Annotated in this window: 13 protein-coding genes; 8 read left to right on the forward strand and 5 right to left on the reverse strand. The window is 68.0% G+C overall.

Annotation, left to right across the window (positions count from 1 at the left end; translation table 11 throughout):
• Positions 1 to 79 precede the first annotated feature (79 nt).
• Positions 80 to 1,477, forward strand: coding sequence for a dihydrolipoyl dehydrogenase (lpdA, locus tag EV650_RS05725; RefSeq protein WP_134116043.1), 1,398 nt, complete (start codon positions 80 to 82; stop codon positions 1,475 to 1,477).
• A 63-nt stretch (positions 1,478 to 1,540) separates the two neighbouring features.
• Positions 1,541 to 1,942, forward strand: coding sequence for a hypothetical protein (locus tag EV650_RS05730; protein WP_134116045.1), 402 nt, complete (start codon positions 1,541 to 1,543; stop codon positions 1,940 to 1,942).
• Here EV650_RS05730 and tsaA read toward each other — a convergent pair.
• Genes tsaA through EV650_RS05750 form a run of 4 tightly spaced genes read right to left on the reverse strand, consistent with a single transcriptional unit; the run spans position 1,939 to position 5,436 of the window.
• Entirely contained in the window at positions 1,939 to 2,349 is a 411-nt protein-coding gene (tsaA, locus tag EV650_RS05735; RefSeq protein ID WP_134116047.1) for a tRNA (N6-threonylcarbamoyladenosine(37)-N6)-methyltransferase TrmO, read from the reverse strand. The genes EV650_RS05730 and tsaA overlap by 4 nt on opposite strands.
• Complete coding sequence (locus EV650_RS05740) at positions 2,346 to 3,089, reverse strand: metallophosphoesterase (protein ID WP_134116049.1); 744 nt, start codon at positions 3,087 to 3,089, stop codon at positions 2,346 to 2,348. Before EV650_RS05740 ends, tsaA begins: the two co-directional genes overlap by 4 nt.
• 16 nt (positions 3,090 to 3,105) lie before the next feature.
• Entirely contained in the window at positions 3,106 to 3,864 is a 759-nt protein-coding gene (locus EV650_RS05745; protein ID WP_134116051.1) for a metallophosphoesterase, read from the reverse strand.
• 54 nt (positions 3,865 to 3,918) lie between these two features.
• Positions 3,919 to 5,436, reverse strand: coding sequence for a PstS family phosphate ABC transporter substrate-binding protein (locus EV650_RS05750; protein ID WP_134116053.1), 1,518 nt, complete (start codon positions 5,434 to 5,436; stop codon positions 3,919 to 3,921).
• A gap of 109 nt (positions 5,437 to 5,545) precedes the next feature.
• On the opposite strand from EV650_RS05750, the gene EV650_RS05755 reads away from it, so the two are divergent.
• From EV650_RS05755 to EV650_RS05770, 4 genes are read left to right on the forward strand one after another with little or no spacing between them, the layout of a single operon-like run.
• Positions 5,546 to 6,904 (forward strand): dihydrolipoyl dehydrogenase family protein, encoded by a 1,359-nt coding sequence (locus EV650_RS05755; protein WP_134116055.1) that lies wholly within the window; start codon positions 5,546 to 5,548, stop codon positions 6,902 to 6,904.
• Between the two features lie 45 nt (positions 6,905 to 6,949).
• Positions 6,950 to 7,969 (forward strand): energy-coupling factor ABC transporter permease, encoded by a 1,020-nt coding sequence (locus EV650_RS05760; RefSeq protein WP_134116057.1) that lies wholly within the window; start codon positions 6,950 to 6,952, stop codon positions 7,967 to 7,969.
• Complete coding sequence (gene cbiQ / locus EV650_RS05765; protein WP_238174037.1) at positions 7,966 to 8,724, forward strand: cobalt ECF transporter T component CbiQ; 759 nt, start codon at positions 7,966 to 7,968, stop codon at positions 8,722 to 8,724. Before EV650_RS05760 ends, cbiQ begins: the two co-directional genes overlap by 4 nt.
• Positions 8,721 to 9,491, forward strand: a complete 771-nt coding sequence (locus tag EV650_RS05770) for an energy-coupling factor ABC transporter ATP-binding protein (protein ID WP_134116061.1) — start codon at positions 8,721 to 8,723, stop codon at positions 9,489 to 9,491. The genes cbiQ and EV650_RS05770 overlap by 4 nt, the downstream gene beginning before the upstream one ends.
• Before the next feature lie 213 nt (positions 9,492 to 9,704).
• On the opposite strand, the gene EV650_RS05775 is transcribed toward EV650_RS05770, so the two are convergent.
• Positions 9,705 to 10,388 carry a GntR family transcriptional regulator gene (locus tag EV650_RS05775; RefSeq protein WP_134116063.1) on the reverse strand — a complete coding sequence of 228 codons (684 nt, stop codon included), beginning with the start codon at positions 10,386 to 10,388 and terminating at the stop codon, positions 9,705 to 9,707.
• Positions 10,389 to 10,534: 146 nt separating this feature from the next.
• On the opposite strand from EV650_RS05775, the gene EV650_RS05780 reads away from it, so the two are divergent.
• Complete coding sequence (locus EV650_RS05780; RefSeq protein ID WP_202874406.1) at positions 10,535 to 11,554, forward strand: Ldh family oxidoreductase; 1,020 nt, start codon at positions 10,535 to 10,537, stop codon at positions 11,552 to 11,554.
• A 31-nt stretch (positions 11,555 to 11,585) separates the two neighbouring features.
• Positions 11,586 to 12,815 (forward strand): iron-containing alcohol dehydrogenase, encoded by a 1,230-nt coding sequence (locus EV650_RS05785; protein WP_134116065.1) that lies wholly within the window; start codon positions 11,586 to 11,588, stop codon positions 12,813 to 12,815.

The following is a 12,815-nucleotide window of genomic DNA, read 5'->3' on the forward strand; positions in this document are numbered from 1 at the left end:
TCTTCCTCGTGACGCCTCACGCGCCCGCCCAGCGTAGGCGGCCTACGGTCCTTACGGAACCCCGGCTAAAGTTCACCCCATGGCCTCGCACTTTGACGTTGTTGTCCTCGGCGCCGGTCCGGGTGGGTACGTCGCGGCGATCCGCGCTGCCCAGCTCGGCCTCAAGACCGCCATCATCGAGAAGAAGTACTGGGGCGGTGTCTGCCTGAATGTGGGCTGTATCCCGTCCAAGGCGCTGCTGCGGAACGCCGAGCTGTCGCACATCTTCCGGACGGAGGCGAAGACCTTCGGCATCAGCGGCGAGGTGACCTTCGACTTCCCGACCGCGGTGCAACGCAGCCGCAAGGTCGCGGACGGCCGGGTCAAGGGCGTCCACTTCCTGATGAAGAAGAACAACATCACCGAGTTCGACGGCTGGGGCTCGTTCACCGACGCCAACACGCTCGACGTGACGCTGAACGACGGCTCCTCGGAGACCGTCACGTTCGACAACTGCATCCTGGCCACCGGCGCGACCACCAAGCTGCTGCCGGGCACCCAGCTGAGCGAGCGCGTCGTGACGTATGAGGAGCAGATCCTCACCGAGGAGCTGCCCGGCTCGATCGTGATCGCCGGCGCGGGTGCGATCGGTGTGGAGTTCGCCTACGTGCTGGCGAACTACGGCGTGAAGGTGACGATCGTCGAGTTCCTCGACCGAGTCGTGCCGCTCGAGGACATCGAGGTGTCCAAGGAGCTCGCCAAGGCGTACAAGAAGCTCGGTGTCGACGTACTGACCGGCACCAGGGTCGACTCGATCGACGACTCCGGCGACAAGGTCAAGGTGACGGTCACCGGCAAGGACGGAGCGCAGAAGACGCTCGAGGCCGACAAGGTCATGCAGGCCATCGGCTTCCAGCCGCGGGTCGACGGCTACGGTCTGGACAAGATCGGCGTGCAGCTGACCGAGCGCGGCGCGATCGGCATCGACGGCTTCTGCCGGACCAACGTGCCGAACATCTTCGCCATCGGCGACGTGACCGCGAAGCTGATGCTCGCGCACGCGGCCGAGGCGATGGGCGTGATCGCGGCCGAGACCATCGCCGGGCACGAGACGATGGAGCTCGACTACAAGATGATCCCGCGGGCGACGTTCTGCCAGCCGCAGATCGCCAGCTTCGGCTGGACCGAGGAAGAGGCCCGGCTGGAGGGCTTCGACGTCAAGGTCGCCAAGTTCCCGTTCACCGCGAACGGCAAGGCGCACGGCCTCGGCGACCCGACCGGCTTCGTCAAGGTGATCAGCGACGCCAAGTACGGCGAACTGCTCGGCGCCCACCTGATCGGCCCGGAGGTGACCGAGCTCCTGCCCGAGCTCACCCTGGCCCAGAAGTGGGACCTCACCACCAAGGAACTGGCCCGCAACGTCCACGCCCACCCGACCCTGAGCGAAGCCCTCCAAGAAGCCTTCCACGGCCTCGAAGGCCACATGATCAACTTCTAGCCCAAGGTCACAGTTGGGTGCCGGCGGGATGCAAGTCCGGGGTGCAGGAGCTGTAATGACGGCGTGAGTTCATCAGCGCCTCCGGATCCGCGTGTGTTTCATGGGTACTCCGACGCGCCCACCCACCGGGTCTTGATCACGGTCGGGTGGTGCGCGGCGGGCGCGTTCGGGCTGTTCGGATTGCTGGGCGTGTTCATGATGGGCGCTCCGTCCGATCCCTGCGACCCGGACGGCATCGGGTGCGGCCCTGAACCCACAACGTTCGGGGCAGTCGGCGTGGCGCTCCTCGGCCTGGCTGTGGTCGCCGCCGGGTGGTCGTTGTTCTGGCACGCCAGGGACAAGCGGTATCGCTTCCAGCCGCCACCGAACTGGCCGCCTGTCGCGCCGGGATGGCGGCCGCCGCCGCAATGGTCTCCGCCGCCTACTTTCCCCCAGGCCCCCGAGGGCTGGAGCTTCTGGCGCTAGCGGTCGGAGATGTCACCCAGGACCGGCTTCACGTCCACGATCGGCGTCCCGTCGAGTGCTTCGAGGTTGTTGACCTGGACGCGGAGATCGTCGACGGCCAGGACGGTGACTCGGTGCAGTCCCAACGGGTTGGGCCGGTCGGGGGAGCGGGTGCTGAAGACACCGGTCGCTGGACGGGACGTGTCACCGCGAGGGTGGACCTTCTGTACGTCGCGATCGGCGCGGTCGAACCAGGTGATCAGGATGACCTCATCGCCGGCCGCAATGTCGGCGAGGGCAGCACGGACGGAGTCGTCGAAGACGATCCACGCGTCGGGAGCACCTTCGTCGCCCTGACGGGGAGCGTCGGTGCGCTCGCGCAGACTGGACTCGACCCGAGCGATCGGTCGCATGACGAATTCGGTCATCGGGGGTACCTGTAGATCGTTTGGAGGGGCTCGCCAGGGGTGTGGACGTGCAGGGCCAGGCCGGGATGCGACGACGGGTCAACGACGATGCCGTCACTGGTCGGAGGCTCGAAGGTGAGCGGGACGGTCGAGCGGATCCCGGGCGCCCCCAACACCTGATGGCCGGCGAAGCTGGTGACGATGGCGTTGTGCACGTGCCCGGTGAGGATCGCGGTGATCGGTTTGCCGGTGAGGACCTCGGCCAGCGCCGGCTGTCCTTCCAGCTTCCACTGGTCCATCACAGGGTGATGCAGCTCCAGCGGCGGATGGTGCATCGCGACGAACACCGGTCCGTCGAACGGTTCCCGCAGTACGCCGTCCAGCCAGGCGAGCGACTCGTCGGACAGCAGCCCGTGGTCCGCACCCGGCACAGTGCTGTCGACGAGCACGAACCGAGCCGCGCCGACCTCATGCACCTGGTGGACCGGATGACCCTCACCGGGTGAACTCACCAAGGTGCGCAACGGTGTACTCACGTCGTGGTTCCCGGGCAACATCAGCACGGGCACGTCCAGCTTCAGTTCGCCCGCAAGCTCGGCGTACTCCGCCTCGAGACCGTGGTCGGCGAGGTCTCCGGTGACGAGCACGACATCGACCGGCCGCGTGAAGTCGCCGAGGTACGACGTGATGTGCCGGAGCCGTGATCGCGCCTCGTCGGTGCCGTCGAGATGCGGGTCACTGAGATGCGCGATCACGTACATGTCAGCACAGTACTGGTCAGGCCGGGTGCCGGAAGAGGGTTTGGAGTGGAGCACCTGGCGTGTGGATGTGGAGCGCCAGGCCCGGGTGGGCGGTGGTGTTGTCGACGAGGCCGCCGCCGGGCGCCTCGGGCTCGAAGGGGAGCGGCGGGGTCGAGCGAACTCCTGGGGCTACCAGGAACGGCAGTCCGGCCCAGGTCGTTGCGAGGCCGTTGTGCACATGCCCGGCGAGCAAGGCGGTGATCGGCTTACCCCTGAGCACGGCCTCGAGTTCCGGGCCGGAGCGCAGCAGCCACTGATCGAGGACGGGGTGGTTCAGCTCGAACGGCGGGTGATGGAGAGCCACGAACAACAGGCCATCGACCGGTTCAGCCAGTACGCCGTCGAGCCAGGCGAGTGACTCCGCCGACAGCAGCCCGTGGTCCTCACCGGGCACCGAGGTGTCGAGCAGGACGAATCGGGCGCCGCCGACGTCGTGCACCTGGTGCACCGGATGCCCCTCGCCGGCCGAGTCGACGAACGAGGACAGGCCGGCTCGCAACGGCGCGCTGACGTCGTGGTTGCCCGGCAGCACCAACACGGGCACGTCCAGCTTCAGCTCGGCGGCGAGTTCGGCGTACTCGGACTCCAGGCCGTGGTCCGCGAGGTCGCCGCTGACCAGTACGACGTCGACCGGCCGCCGGAACTCGCGCAGGTACGACGTGAGCTTCCGCAGCCTGTTCCGGGCCTCGTCGGAGCCGTCGAGATGGGGGTCACTGAGATGCGCGATCACATACATAACGGGAATTATCCGGAGAACCGTCCAAGCGCGCCGGGATTATCCACAGGACGATCACCCACAGAATCCCGCCGGCAGATCGCTGCACGGAACGAGCCCGCCCCGCTCCAGCACGGGCCGCGCCTGCGTCGACCGCACATAGTCCAGGAACGCCGCGGTCAGCGACTTCGCCTCCGGGGCCTTGTAGGTGTACGCGTGCTCCACTTCCCAGAACTTGTACGACCCGTCGGCCACCTTCGACGTGTCCGGTACGACGTTGTCGATCGTCGCGGCCGCGAGCTGCGGGAACTTCCGGGCACCACCAAGCTCGGCGTACCCGATCGCGCCGTCGATCCCGTTTACCCGGGTGAGCAGCTCGTCCGTCGTACCGACCTCGCAGCGGTGGTACTTCGCCGCGGTCGCATCGTCGTCGCGGCGGCAGTCGTCCGAGGTGATCCCTAGCTCCTGCGCACCGCCGAGCACCTTCTGCCGGAACACCCGCCGCGAGCCAGAGTCGGGGCCGACGCGGCTGACCATCCGGATCGGCAGGTCCCGCCCGCCGAGCTGGTCCCAGTTGGTGACCTTGCCGGTGTAGATGTCGCGTAGCTGAGCCGTGGTCAGCGCCGTCACGTCGGCCGCCCGGTTGACGACGACTGCGAACATGACCACCGCGATCGCCTCGCCGCTGAGGTTCGGGGAGTCCTCGGCCGGCCCGTCCGACATGGCGATCACCTTGCCGGCCGCCGCCGGATCCTTCGGACCGAGGCTGTCGAGCTCCTGGACGCCGCTCAGGCTGCCGTCGGCCGCGATCGTGATGTCGGCGTTCGTGCACTTGCTCGCGTACGCGCTGCGCAGCTCGGTCATCGTCGGCTCCACCGCGGTCGACCCGATCAGCCGCAGCTCACCCGACTTGCAGTCGTCCGGAGGCTGCAGCACGTCGACCAGGAAGAACGCGACGAGTGCGCCGACCAGCACCAGCGTCAGCGCGCCGAACATCAAGGTACGGCGGCCCGGGCCGCGCGGCCGTGGTTCGTGGTAAACGCCGCCGTTCGCCCCGCCGGCCAGGTAACCGGAGTGCGTCACGTCCTTGCCCTTGCCGGACAGCACGAGCAGGAACTTGAAGTGGTCGCCGCGGTTGATCGCGAGCTTCGGCACCGTGATCGCGTCGGTGTCGACGTACTCGGCCGGCTTCATATCGGCCTCGAGCAGCTCACCGATGTCCGGCGGGTGTGACTCGACCACCTTCATCCGGACGATCCTGCGGCCGGGGAAGGTGAACTTCACCGCGCCCTGCATGTCCTTCGCCTCGATGTCGGTGCCGGTGTTGTCCACCCGGAGCAGCACGATGCTGGGGTCGTGGACCGCCTTGCCCTGGTGGACGACCTCGATGTCGACCATTTCCTTGGCGCGGTTCTGCCGGGGGTGCACCCCGATCTGCGCGTCGACCTGGACCCGGTACACGAGCCGTTTGCGGCGCCAGACGTACCGATCGAGCAGCCAGATGATCGCCGTACCGATCAGCGTGACGGCGGCGATCACGGTCTCGATGTTGATGCTGCCGAAACCAGAGAAATCGAACAACTCTGTCCTCACTTCTACGAGTACAGGACGCTAGTGGCCGGTGGTGAACGAATGCTTACCGACCGATGACGCGCCGGGTGGAGACTTGGCCGGGTCCGGTCGCTCTGGGAGATTGGGCGGCATGGCTGAACAGGTGGATGTCGTCGTGGTGGGGCTCGGGGTTGGCGGAGAGGAGACGGCGGGACGGTTGGCGCAGGCCGGGTTGCGGGTGGTGGGCATCGAGTCGCGGCTGGTCGGCGGTGAATGCCCGTACTACGGGTGCATCCCGAGCAAGATGATGATCCGGGCCGCGAACCTGATCGCCGAGACCCGTCGCGTCGACGGCATGGCCGGTACGGCGACCGTCCAGCCGGACTGGACGCCGGTGGCCAAGCGGATCCGCGAGGAGGCCACCGACACCTGGAACGACCAGGTCGCCGTCGACCGCCTGGTGAACAAGGGCGCCACCGTGATCAAGGACCACGGCACGATCACCGGCCCGAACACGGTCCGCGTCGGCGACCGCGAGTACGAGGCGACCCGCGGCATCGTGATCGCGACCGGAACGATCCCGTCCATTCCGCCGATCGACGGTCTCGCCGGTACGCCGTACTGGACGAACCGCGAGGCGATCGAGGTCGAGACGCTGCCGTCGTCGCTGCTCGTCCTCGGTGGCGGCGCGATCGGGATGGAGCTGGCCCAGGTGTTCGCCCGGTTCGGAGTGCAGGTGACCGTGATCGAGGGCGCCGCTGAGGTGTTGTCGATGGAGGAGCCGGAGTCCGGCGTATTGGCTCGTGAAGCGTTGGAGCGCGACGGGGTGACGTTCAAGCTGGGCGCGCACGCGACGCAGGTCGGGCACGCCGGGGACACGTTTACGGTCATGCTCGCCGACGGATCGTCGGCCAGTGGTGAGAAGTTGCTGGTGGCAACCGGACGGCGGGTTGCGACTGCGGACCTCGGGTTGGACAAGGTTGGTCTCGACCCGACCGCTCGTCGGATCGAGGTCGACGAGCACGTTCGGGCCGGCGACAAGGTGTGGGCGATCGGCGATGTCACTGGCGTCGGCGCGTTCACCCACAACGCGATGTACCAGGCGGACATCGCGGTCCGCGACATCCTTCAGGAGGCGGACGCGCCGACCGCGAGCTACCGCGCGATGCCGCGGGTGACGTTCACGGATCCGGAGATCGGTGCGGTCGGGATGACCGAACAGCAGGCCCGGGAGAAGGGGCTGAACGTGCGGGCCGGATCGACCCCGATCCCGGCCTCGACGCGGGGCTGGATCCACAAGGCCGGCAACGAGGGCTTCATCAAGGTCGTGATGGACGCGGACCGGGGTGTGCTGGTCGGTGCGACGAGCGCCGGACCGATGGGCGGCGAGGTGCTCAGCGCGCTCGCGGTCGCGGTGCATGCCGCCGTACCCGTGGATTCTTTGCGGCAGATGATCTGGGCGTACCCGACGTTCCACCGTGCGATCGGCGAGGCTCTGAAGGAATTGTGAGATTGCTTGTTGCGATCCGGTCGCAAGTAGATCAAGAATGTGGGCGTGCATGTTCCTGACGGTTTCTTCAACGCGCCCACATCTGTCGCCACTGGTCTGATCGCGGCCGGGGCGGTCGGCTTCAGCCTGCAGAGGGCGAACCGCGAGCTGCGCGAGACCGGTCCGGCGCTGGCCGGGCTGACCGCGGCGTTCGTGTTCGCCGTACAGATGGTGAACTTCCCGGTCGGTGCCGGGACGAGCGGTCACCTGCTCGGTGGTGCGCTGGCCGCGGCGCTGGTCGGACCGTGGACAGCCGTACTGGTGATGTCGACGGTGCTGCTGGTGCAGGGGTTGCTGTTCGCTGACGGCGGTCTGACCGCGTTGGGCACGAACATCACGTTGATGGGGCTGGTCACGGTCCTGGTCGGGTACTTCCTGACGCGGGCGCTGTTGAAGGTGATGCCGCGGCGGGTGGGTAGCGTCGTACCGGCGGCGACCGTGGGGGCCCTGGTTTCGGTGCCGGTCGCCGCGCTGGCGTTCACCGGGCTGTACTCGATCGGCGGGGCGGTCGACATCCCGCTCGCGAAGCTGGCAACGGCGATGGTCGGGTGGCACATTCTGGTCGGGATCGGCGAGGCGGTGATCACCGCGACCGTCCTGAGCGCGGTCGTCGCGACTCGGCCTGACCTGGTGTACGCCGCTCGGCACTTGCAGCAGGATCTGGTCCTGGTGGATGCCGATGGCAACAGTTCGACGGTGTCTCCGGACAGGCCGATCGGGGCTCAGCCGGCCGGGCGGTCGCTGGGGGTCGGGATTGCGGTCACGCTCGTTGTTGCGGGCGGGTTGAGTCTGTTTGCGAGTGCGCATCCGGACGGGCTGGAGTTCGTCGGGGGCAAGCTCGGGTTCGATGGCGCGGCGAAGGATTCGGCGGTGGCCGGGAGTCCGCTGGCCGATTACGGCGTACACGGGATCGGCAATACCCAGGTCTCGGGGGCGCTCGCCGGCATCATCGGCGTACTGGTGACGATCGTGGTCGGGCTCGCGATCGCCAAGCTCGCATCCTTGCGGGCAAGCAAGGCATCGTGAGCGGCGACGGCCTGCTCGTCGCGGTGGAGAGCCCGGTCCACCGGATCCCGGCGCAGGTGAAACTGGTTGCCCTGTTCATCTTCGTACTCGCGGTGGTCTCCACCCCGGCTGCCGTCTTCTGGGCCTTCGGCGGGTACGCCGTGATGCTCCTGGCAGCTCTGGTCACCGCGAAGTTGCCGGCGCCGGTGGTCTCGCGACGGCTCGCGGTGGAGACGCCGTTCCTGGTCTTCGCGCTACTGCTGCCGTTCGTCGCAACCGGCCCACAGGTCTCCGTGTTCGGTCTGCAGTTGTCGCAATCCGGAGTACTCGGCGCCTGGAACGTGCTTGCGAAGGGGACGCTCGGCGTGATCGCCGCGATCTTGCTGTCGGCAACAACCGCACCGCGCGAACTGCTGGCCGGACTGGAACGACTCCGGCTGCCCGCGACGCTGGTGGCGATCTTGTCATTCATGGTCCGCTATTTGAGCGTGGTGTCGGACGACCTGCACCGGATGCGGGTTGCCCGGGAGTCCCGTGGGTACTTGGGCGGCCGCGCTGGTCAGCTGAAGGCAGTTGCCGGGGGAGTCGGCGTACTGTTCGTCCGCAGCTTCGAGCGGGGCGAACGCATCCATCTCGCAATGCAATCGCGCGCTTACACCGGCCGGATGCCGCAGCTGAGTACGCACGGCGCTTCACAGTCGCAATGGCTTGTGGGCCTGGCGATCCCGCTGGCCGCGATCCTGATCGCGATCGCGGCGAGGGTGGTTGGGCTGTGAGCGCTCCTGCGATTCAGGTTGAGCGGTTGGTGTTTGCTTATCCGGATGGGCGGCAGGCGCTGTTCGGTGTTGACTTCACTGTCGAGCGAGGGGAGCGCGTCGCGCTGCTCGGACCGAACGGGGCGGGCAAGACGACGCTGGTCCTGCACCTGAACGGGATCCTCGGGTCCGTCGCGGGTGGGACTGGGAGCGGTCGGGTCCAGATCGGGGGGACCGGTCTGCATCGGGAGCATCTCGGCGAGATCCGGCGCAAGGTCGGCCTGGTCTTCCAGGACCCGGACGACCAATTGTTCATGCCGACGGTCCGGGATGACGTGGCGTTCGGTCCGGCCAACCTCGGTCTCCGCGCCTCAGAGCTGGACGATCGCGTCCACGAAGCACTCGTGCAGGTAGGCATGCAGGACCACGCCGATCTAGCCCCGCATCACCTGTCCTTCGGTCAACGCCGTCGGGTAGCCGTCGCCACCGTCCTCGCCATGCGTCCCGAGGTACTCGTCCTGGATGAGCCGTCAAGCAACCTCGACCCCGCTGCCCGCCGTGAACTCGCGGACATCCTCGCCGGTCTCGACGTCACGCTCCTGATGATCACCCACGATCTCCCATATGCGCTCCAACTCTGCGAGCGCAGCCTGCTGATGAACGGCGGCCGCATAGTCGCCGACGGCAAAACCCGAGACCTCCTGGCCGACGCTGACCTGATGTCCGCAAACCGCCTGGAACTCCCGTACGCCTTCAACCCCCTCTCAGTCCCCGGCCCCGAACACTAAACCCGCCCCCGCCCCGCCCAGCCGACCCAGCCGCGGCGCCCGCAGGTCGTCGTACGACGCGACTTTGTGCACGAGAGCCGTACCGCGACGGCCTTGGCGTACGCCACTGGTGCACAAGGTGGGGCCAGAGTCGGCGGAGGGGCGGGCGGTGGCGTGAGGGCTGTCCGTTGCCGGGGGCTTGGCTGGTGGTGGGGGCTTGGCTGGTGGTGGGGGCTAGCTTTCGGTTGGGGTCGCTTCGAAGGCGGTGCGGAGGCGGGAGCGGGAGGCGGTGAGGTGGGCGTGCATGGCAGCGTCGGCGGACTGGGTGTCGCGCCGGCGGATGGCGGTGACGATCAGGTCGTGTTCGTCGAGGGCGTCTTCGGTGACTCGGGAGTCGCGGAGAAGGCGGAAGAGCTGCAGGTGGCAGTGCAGCTTGGCGAAGATCTCGCTGAAGTAGCTGTTGCCGGTCGCCGCGATCACGGCCTGGTGGAAGTCGGCGTCAGCGCGGGCGAAGGCGCCGTACGACATCGTGCCGGCCTGGTAGCGGCCGCGCATCTCACCCGCGATCCGGGCGATCTGCTCGACCTCGTCACCCCGGTACCGGCCGGCCGCGAGGCCTGAGCAGAACGGCTCGATCAGGAAGCGCGCCTCGAAGAGCTCCTCGAACCGCTCCGGCGTCAGCTTCGGCGTCGCGGAATATCCGATCAGATGCGTTTTGGTGACCAGGTCCTCGGCCTCGAGCCGGTTCAGTGACTCGCGGACCGGGGTCTGGGAGACGCCGAGCCGGCGGCTCAGCTCGTCGACCCGGATCCGTTCACCCGGCTGGATCTGCCCGTCCAGCAGGAACTCCTGCAACCGCTCGTAGACGACATCACTCATCCGCGGGCGTCCGGAACGCTCCGTGGTGCGTTGGCTCATCTGTTGTCCATCCAGTCGGCCGACAGTCGAAAGAAACTGTGGATTCGTATTCACAGACCATTGCGGATCATATCCGATCTGATCTAGCCTCCCAAGACATCGAGCACTGAATACGAATGCAGCGACTCCACCCTGGGATGGTCGACGTGCACACAGATCTGCTCACGGCCCAAGCACTGGCCGAACGACTCCTGATCACCGCCGGTGTGCCCGCCCCCGCCGCGGCCCAGCAGGCCGAGCTACTCGTCGTCGCCGAGGCGAAGGGAATGCCGTCCCACGGACTGCTGCGCCTGCCGAGACTGCTGCGCCGGCTGGCCAACGGCACCGCAAGCCCGACCAGCACCGGCCGGCACCACTGGAGCGGCCCCAGCTACCTCACCGTCGACGGCGAGCAAGGACTCGGTCCCGTCGTCGCGGTCCGCGCCTTGGAAGCGATCGTCCCGGCTGCCGAGCAGTACGGCGTCGCGGTCTGCTCCATCACGAACAACAACCACCTCGGCATGCTCGGGTACTACGCCGGCCGGATGGCGGACCGTGGTCTGGTCTGCCTCGGCATCACCACGAGCGAGGCTCTGGTGCATCCGTGGGGCGGCACCGAGGCGATGCTCGGCACCAACCCGCTGGCGCTTGCAGTCCCGGCGCGGCCGGCTCCGCTCGTGCTCGACATGGCCACCTCGCAGATCTCGATGGGCAAGGTCCACGACCATGCGCTGCGCGGCGTACCGCTGGAGCCGGGGTGGGCCCTGGATGCCAAGGGCAACGAGACGATCGACCCGGACGCGGCCAAGGACGGATCGATCGCGCCGTTCGGGGGAGCGAAGGGCTACGGCCTCGGCCTCGGTCTGGGCGCGATGGTCACCTTCCTCACCGGCGCCGCCTACGGCACCGCGGTCGGTGGCACGCTCGACGACGACCACCTGAGCAACAAGGGCGACCTGTTCATCCTGCTCAGCGGAGGCGGCGGCCGCCACTCCACCACCGAGTACCTCGACCAGGTACGCCGCAGCCGCCCGGCGGACCCGGCCTCGCCGGTAGCGGTCCCCGGCGACGGCGCCCGTACCCGGTATCACGAGTCCGTTGCCCACGGCATCGAGATCGCCGACGACCTGTGGCGTGAGCTGACCGCTCTCGACGCGGAACGCCGCGAAGCCGTGCTGGCCGACTGACCCCCGCCCACGACCGGACAAGGACCAACCTATGACGATCACCGCGCCTGCCTTCGGCGTGCAACGTTCCCCACGCACGGTTGTCTTCGGCGCCGGCCAGCGCACTCTGCTCGGTCACCACGCCGCCGAGTACGGCAGCTCAGCCCTGATCTGCACCGACGAACGCCTGGCCGCATCACCCGAGTTCGCCGCGTTGCGCGCCGATCTCGAGGACCACGGCCTGAACGTCCACGTCTGGCAGGACACCGCCCCCGAGCTCCCGATGTCCGACATCGACGCCTGTTTCGACGCGATGGAGTACGCCGGAATCGATGTCGTGATCGGGATCGGCGGCGGCAGCTGCCTCGACCTCGCCAAGGCCGTCGCGCTCATGCTCACCCACGGCGGCCCGATCGACCGGTACTACGGGGAGAACGCCGTACCCGGACCCGTCCTCCCGATCATCGCCGTACCGACCACCGGCGGCACCGGCTCCGAGGTGACCCCGGTCTGCGTCCTCAGCGACAGCCGGCGCGAACTCAAGGCCGGCATCTCCTCGCCGTACCTGATCCCGACCGTCGCGATCTGCGACCCCGAGCTGACCTACTCCTGCCCGCCCAGCCTGACCGCGAGCGCCGGAGCCGACGCGGTATCGCACCTGGTCGAGTCGTTCACCGCGATCCAACGGCCGCCGTCCGCGGTCGCGGAAGGCCGGGTCTTCATCGGCAAGAACGTGATCAGCGACTCCTACGCCCGCTGGGGTCTCGGACTCCTCGCGAAAGCACTCCCGATCGCCTTCGAGCAACCCGACGATCAGCAAGCTCGCTCCGAGGTGATGCTCGCCGCGAACGCAGGCGGCTACGCCCTGGGAGTCGCGGGCACCGCGGCCGCCCACGCGCTGCAGTACCCGCTCGGCGCGCTGACCCACACCCCGCACGGCGTCGGCGTCGGCGTACTCCTGCCGTACGTCATGCGCTACAACGTCCCCGCCCGCATTGACGAGTTCGCCGAGATCGCCCGCATCTTCGACCTTCCGCTAGTCGGTAACCCCCAGCAACAAGCTCTCGCCGGTATCGAAGCCGTGGACGCGTTGCTGGACCGCATCGGCATCCCGCCGACGCTGAAAGAGCTCGGCCTCACCGAGGACCAACTCGAGTACGTCGCCCAGCAAGGCCTGCAGTCGGCCCGGCTGATCGACAACAACCCGCGCCCGCTCGACGCCGACGCGCTGCTCGAGATCACCCGCGCCGCGTACGCCGGCGACCGAACCGACCCGTTCTGA

It is taken from the genome of Kribbella kalugense, from assembly GCF_004365875.1.
GTDB classification, from domain to species: domain Bacteria; phylum Actinomycetota; class Actinomycetes; order Propionibacteriales; family Kribbellaceae; genus Kribbella; species Kribbella kalugense.

What these genes read in the sequence shown, in the direction of transcription:
- EV650_RS05755 (WP_134116055.1), top strand. Translation starts at nt 5,546, where the DNA reads ATGGCTGAACAGGTGGATGTCGTCGTGGTGGGGCTCGGGGTTGGCGGA.
- EV650_RS05785 (WP_134116065.1), top strand. Translation starts at nt 11,586, where the DNA reads ATGACGATCACCGCGCCTGCCTTCGGCGTGCAACGTTCCCCACGCACG.
- EV650_RS05740 (WP_134116049.1), bottom strand. Translation starts at nt 3,089, where the DNA reads ATGTACGTGATCGCGCATCTCAGTGACCCGCATCTCGACGGCACCGAC.
- EV650_RS05745 (WP_134116051.1), bottom strand. Translation starts at nt 3,864, where the DNA reads ATGTATGTGATCGCGCATCTCAGTGACCCCCATCTCGACGGCTCCGAC.
- lpdA (WP_134116043.1), top strand. Translation starts at nt 80, where the DNA reads ATGGCCTCGCACTTTGACGTTGTTGTCCTCGGCGCCGGTCCGGGTGGG.
- tsaA (WP_134116047.1), bottom strand. Translation starts at nt 2,349, where the DNA reads ATGACCGAATTCGTCATGCGACCGATCGCTCGGGTCGAGTCCAGTCTG.
- EV650_RS05775 (WP_134116063.1), bottom strand. Translation starts at nt 10,388, where the DNA reads ATGAGCCAACGCACCACGGAGCGTTCCGGACGCCCGCGGATGAGTGAT.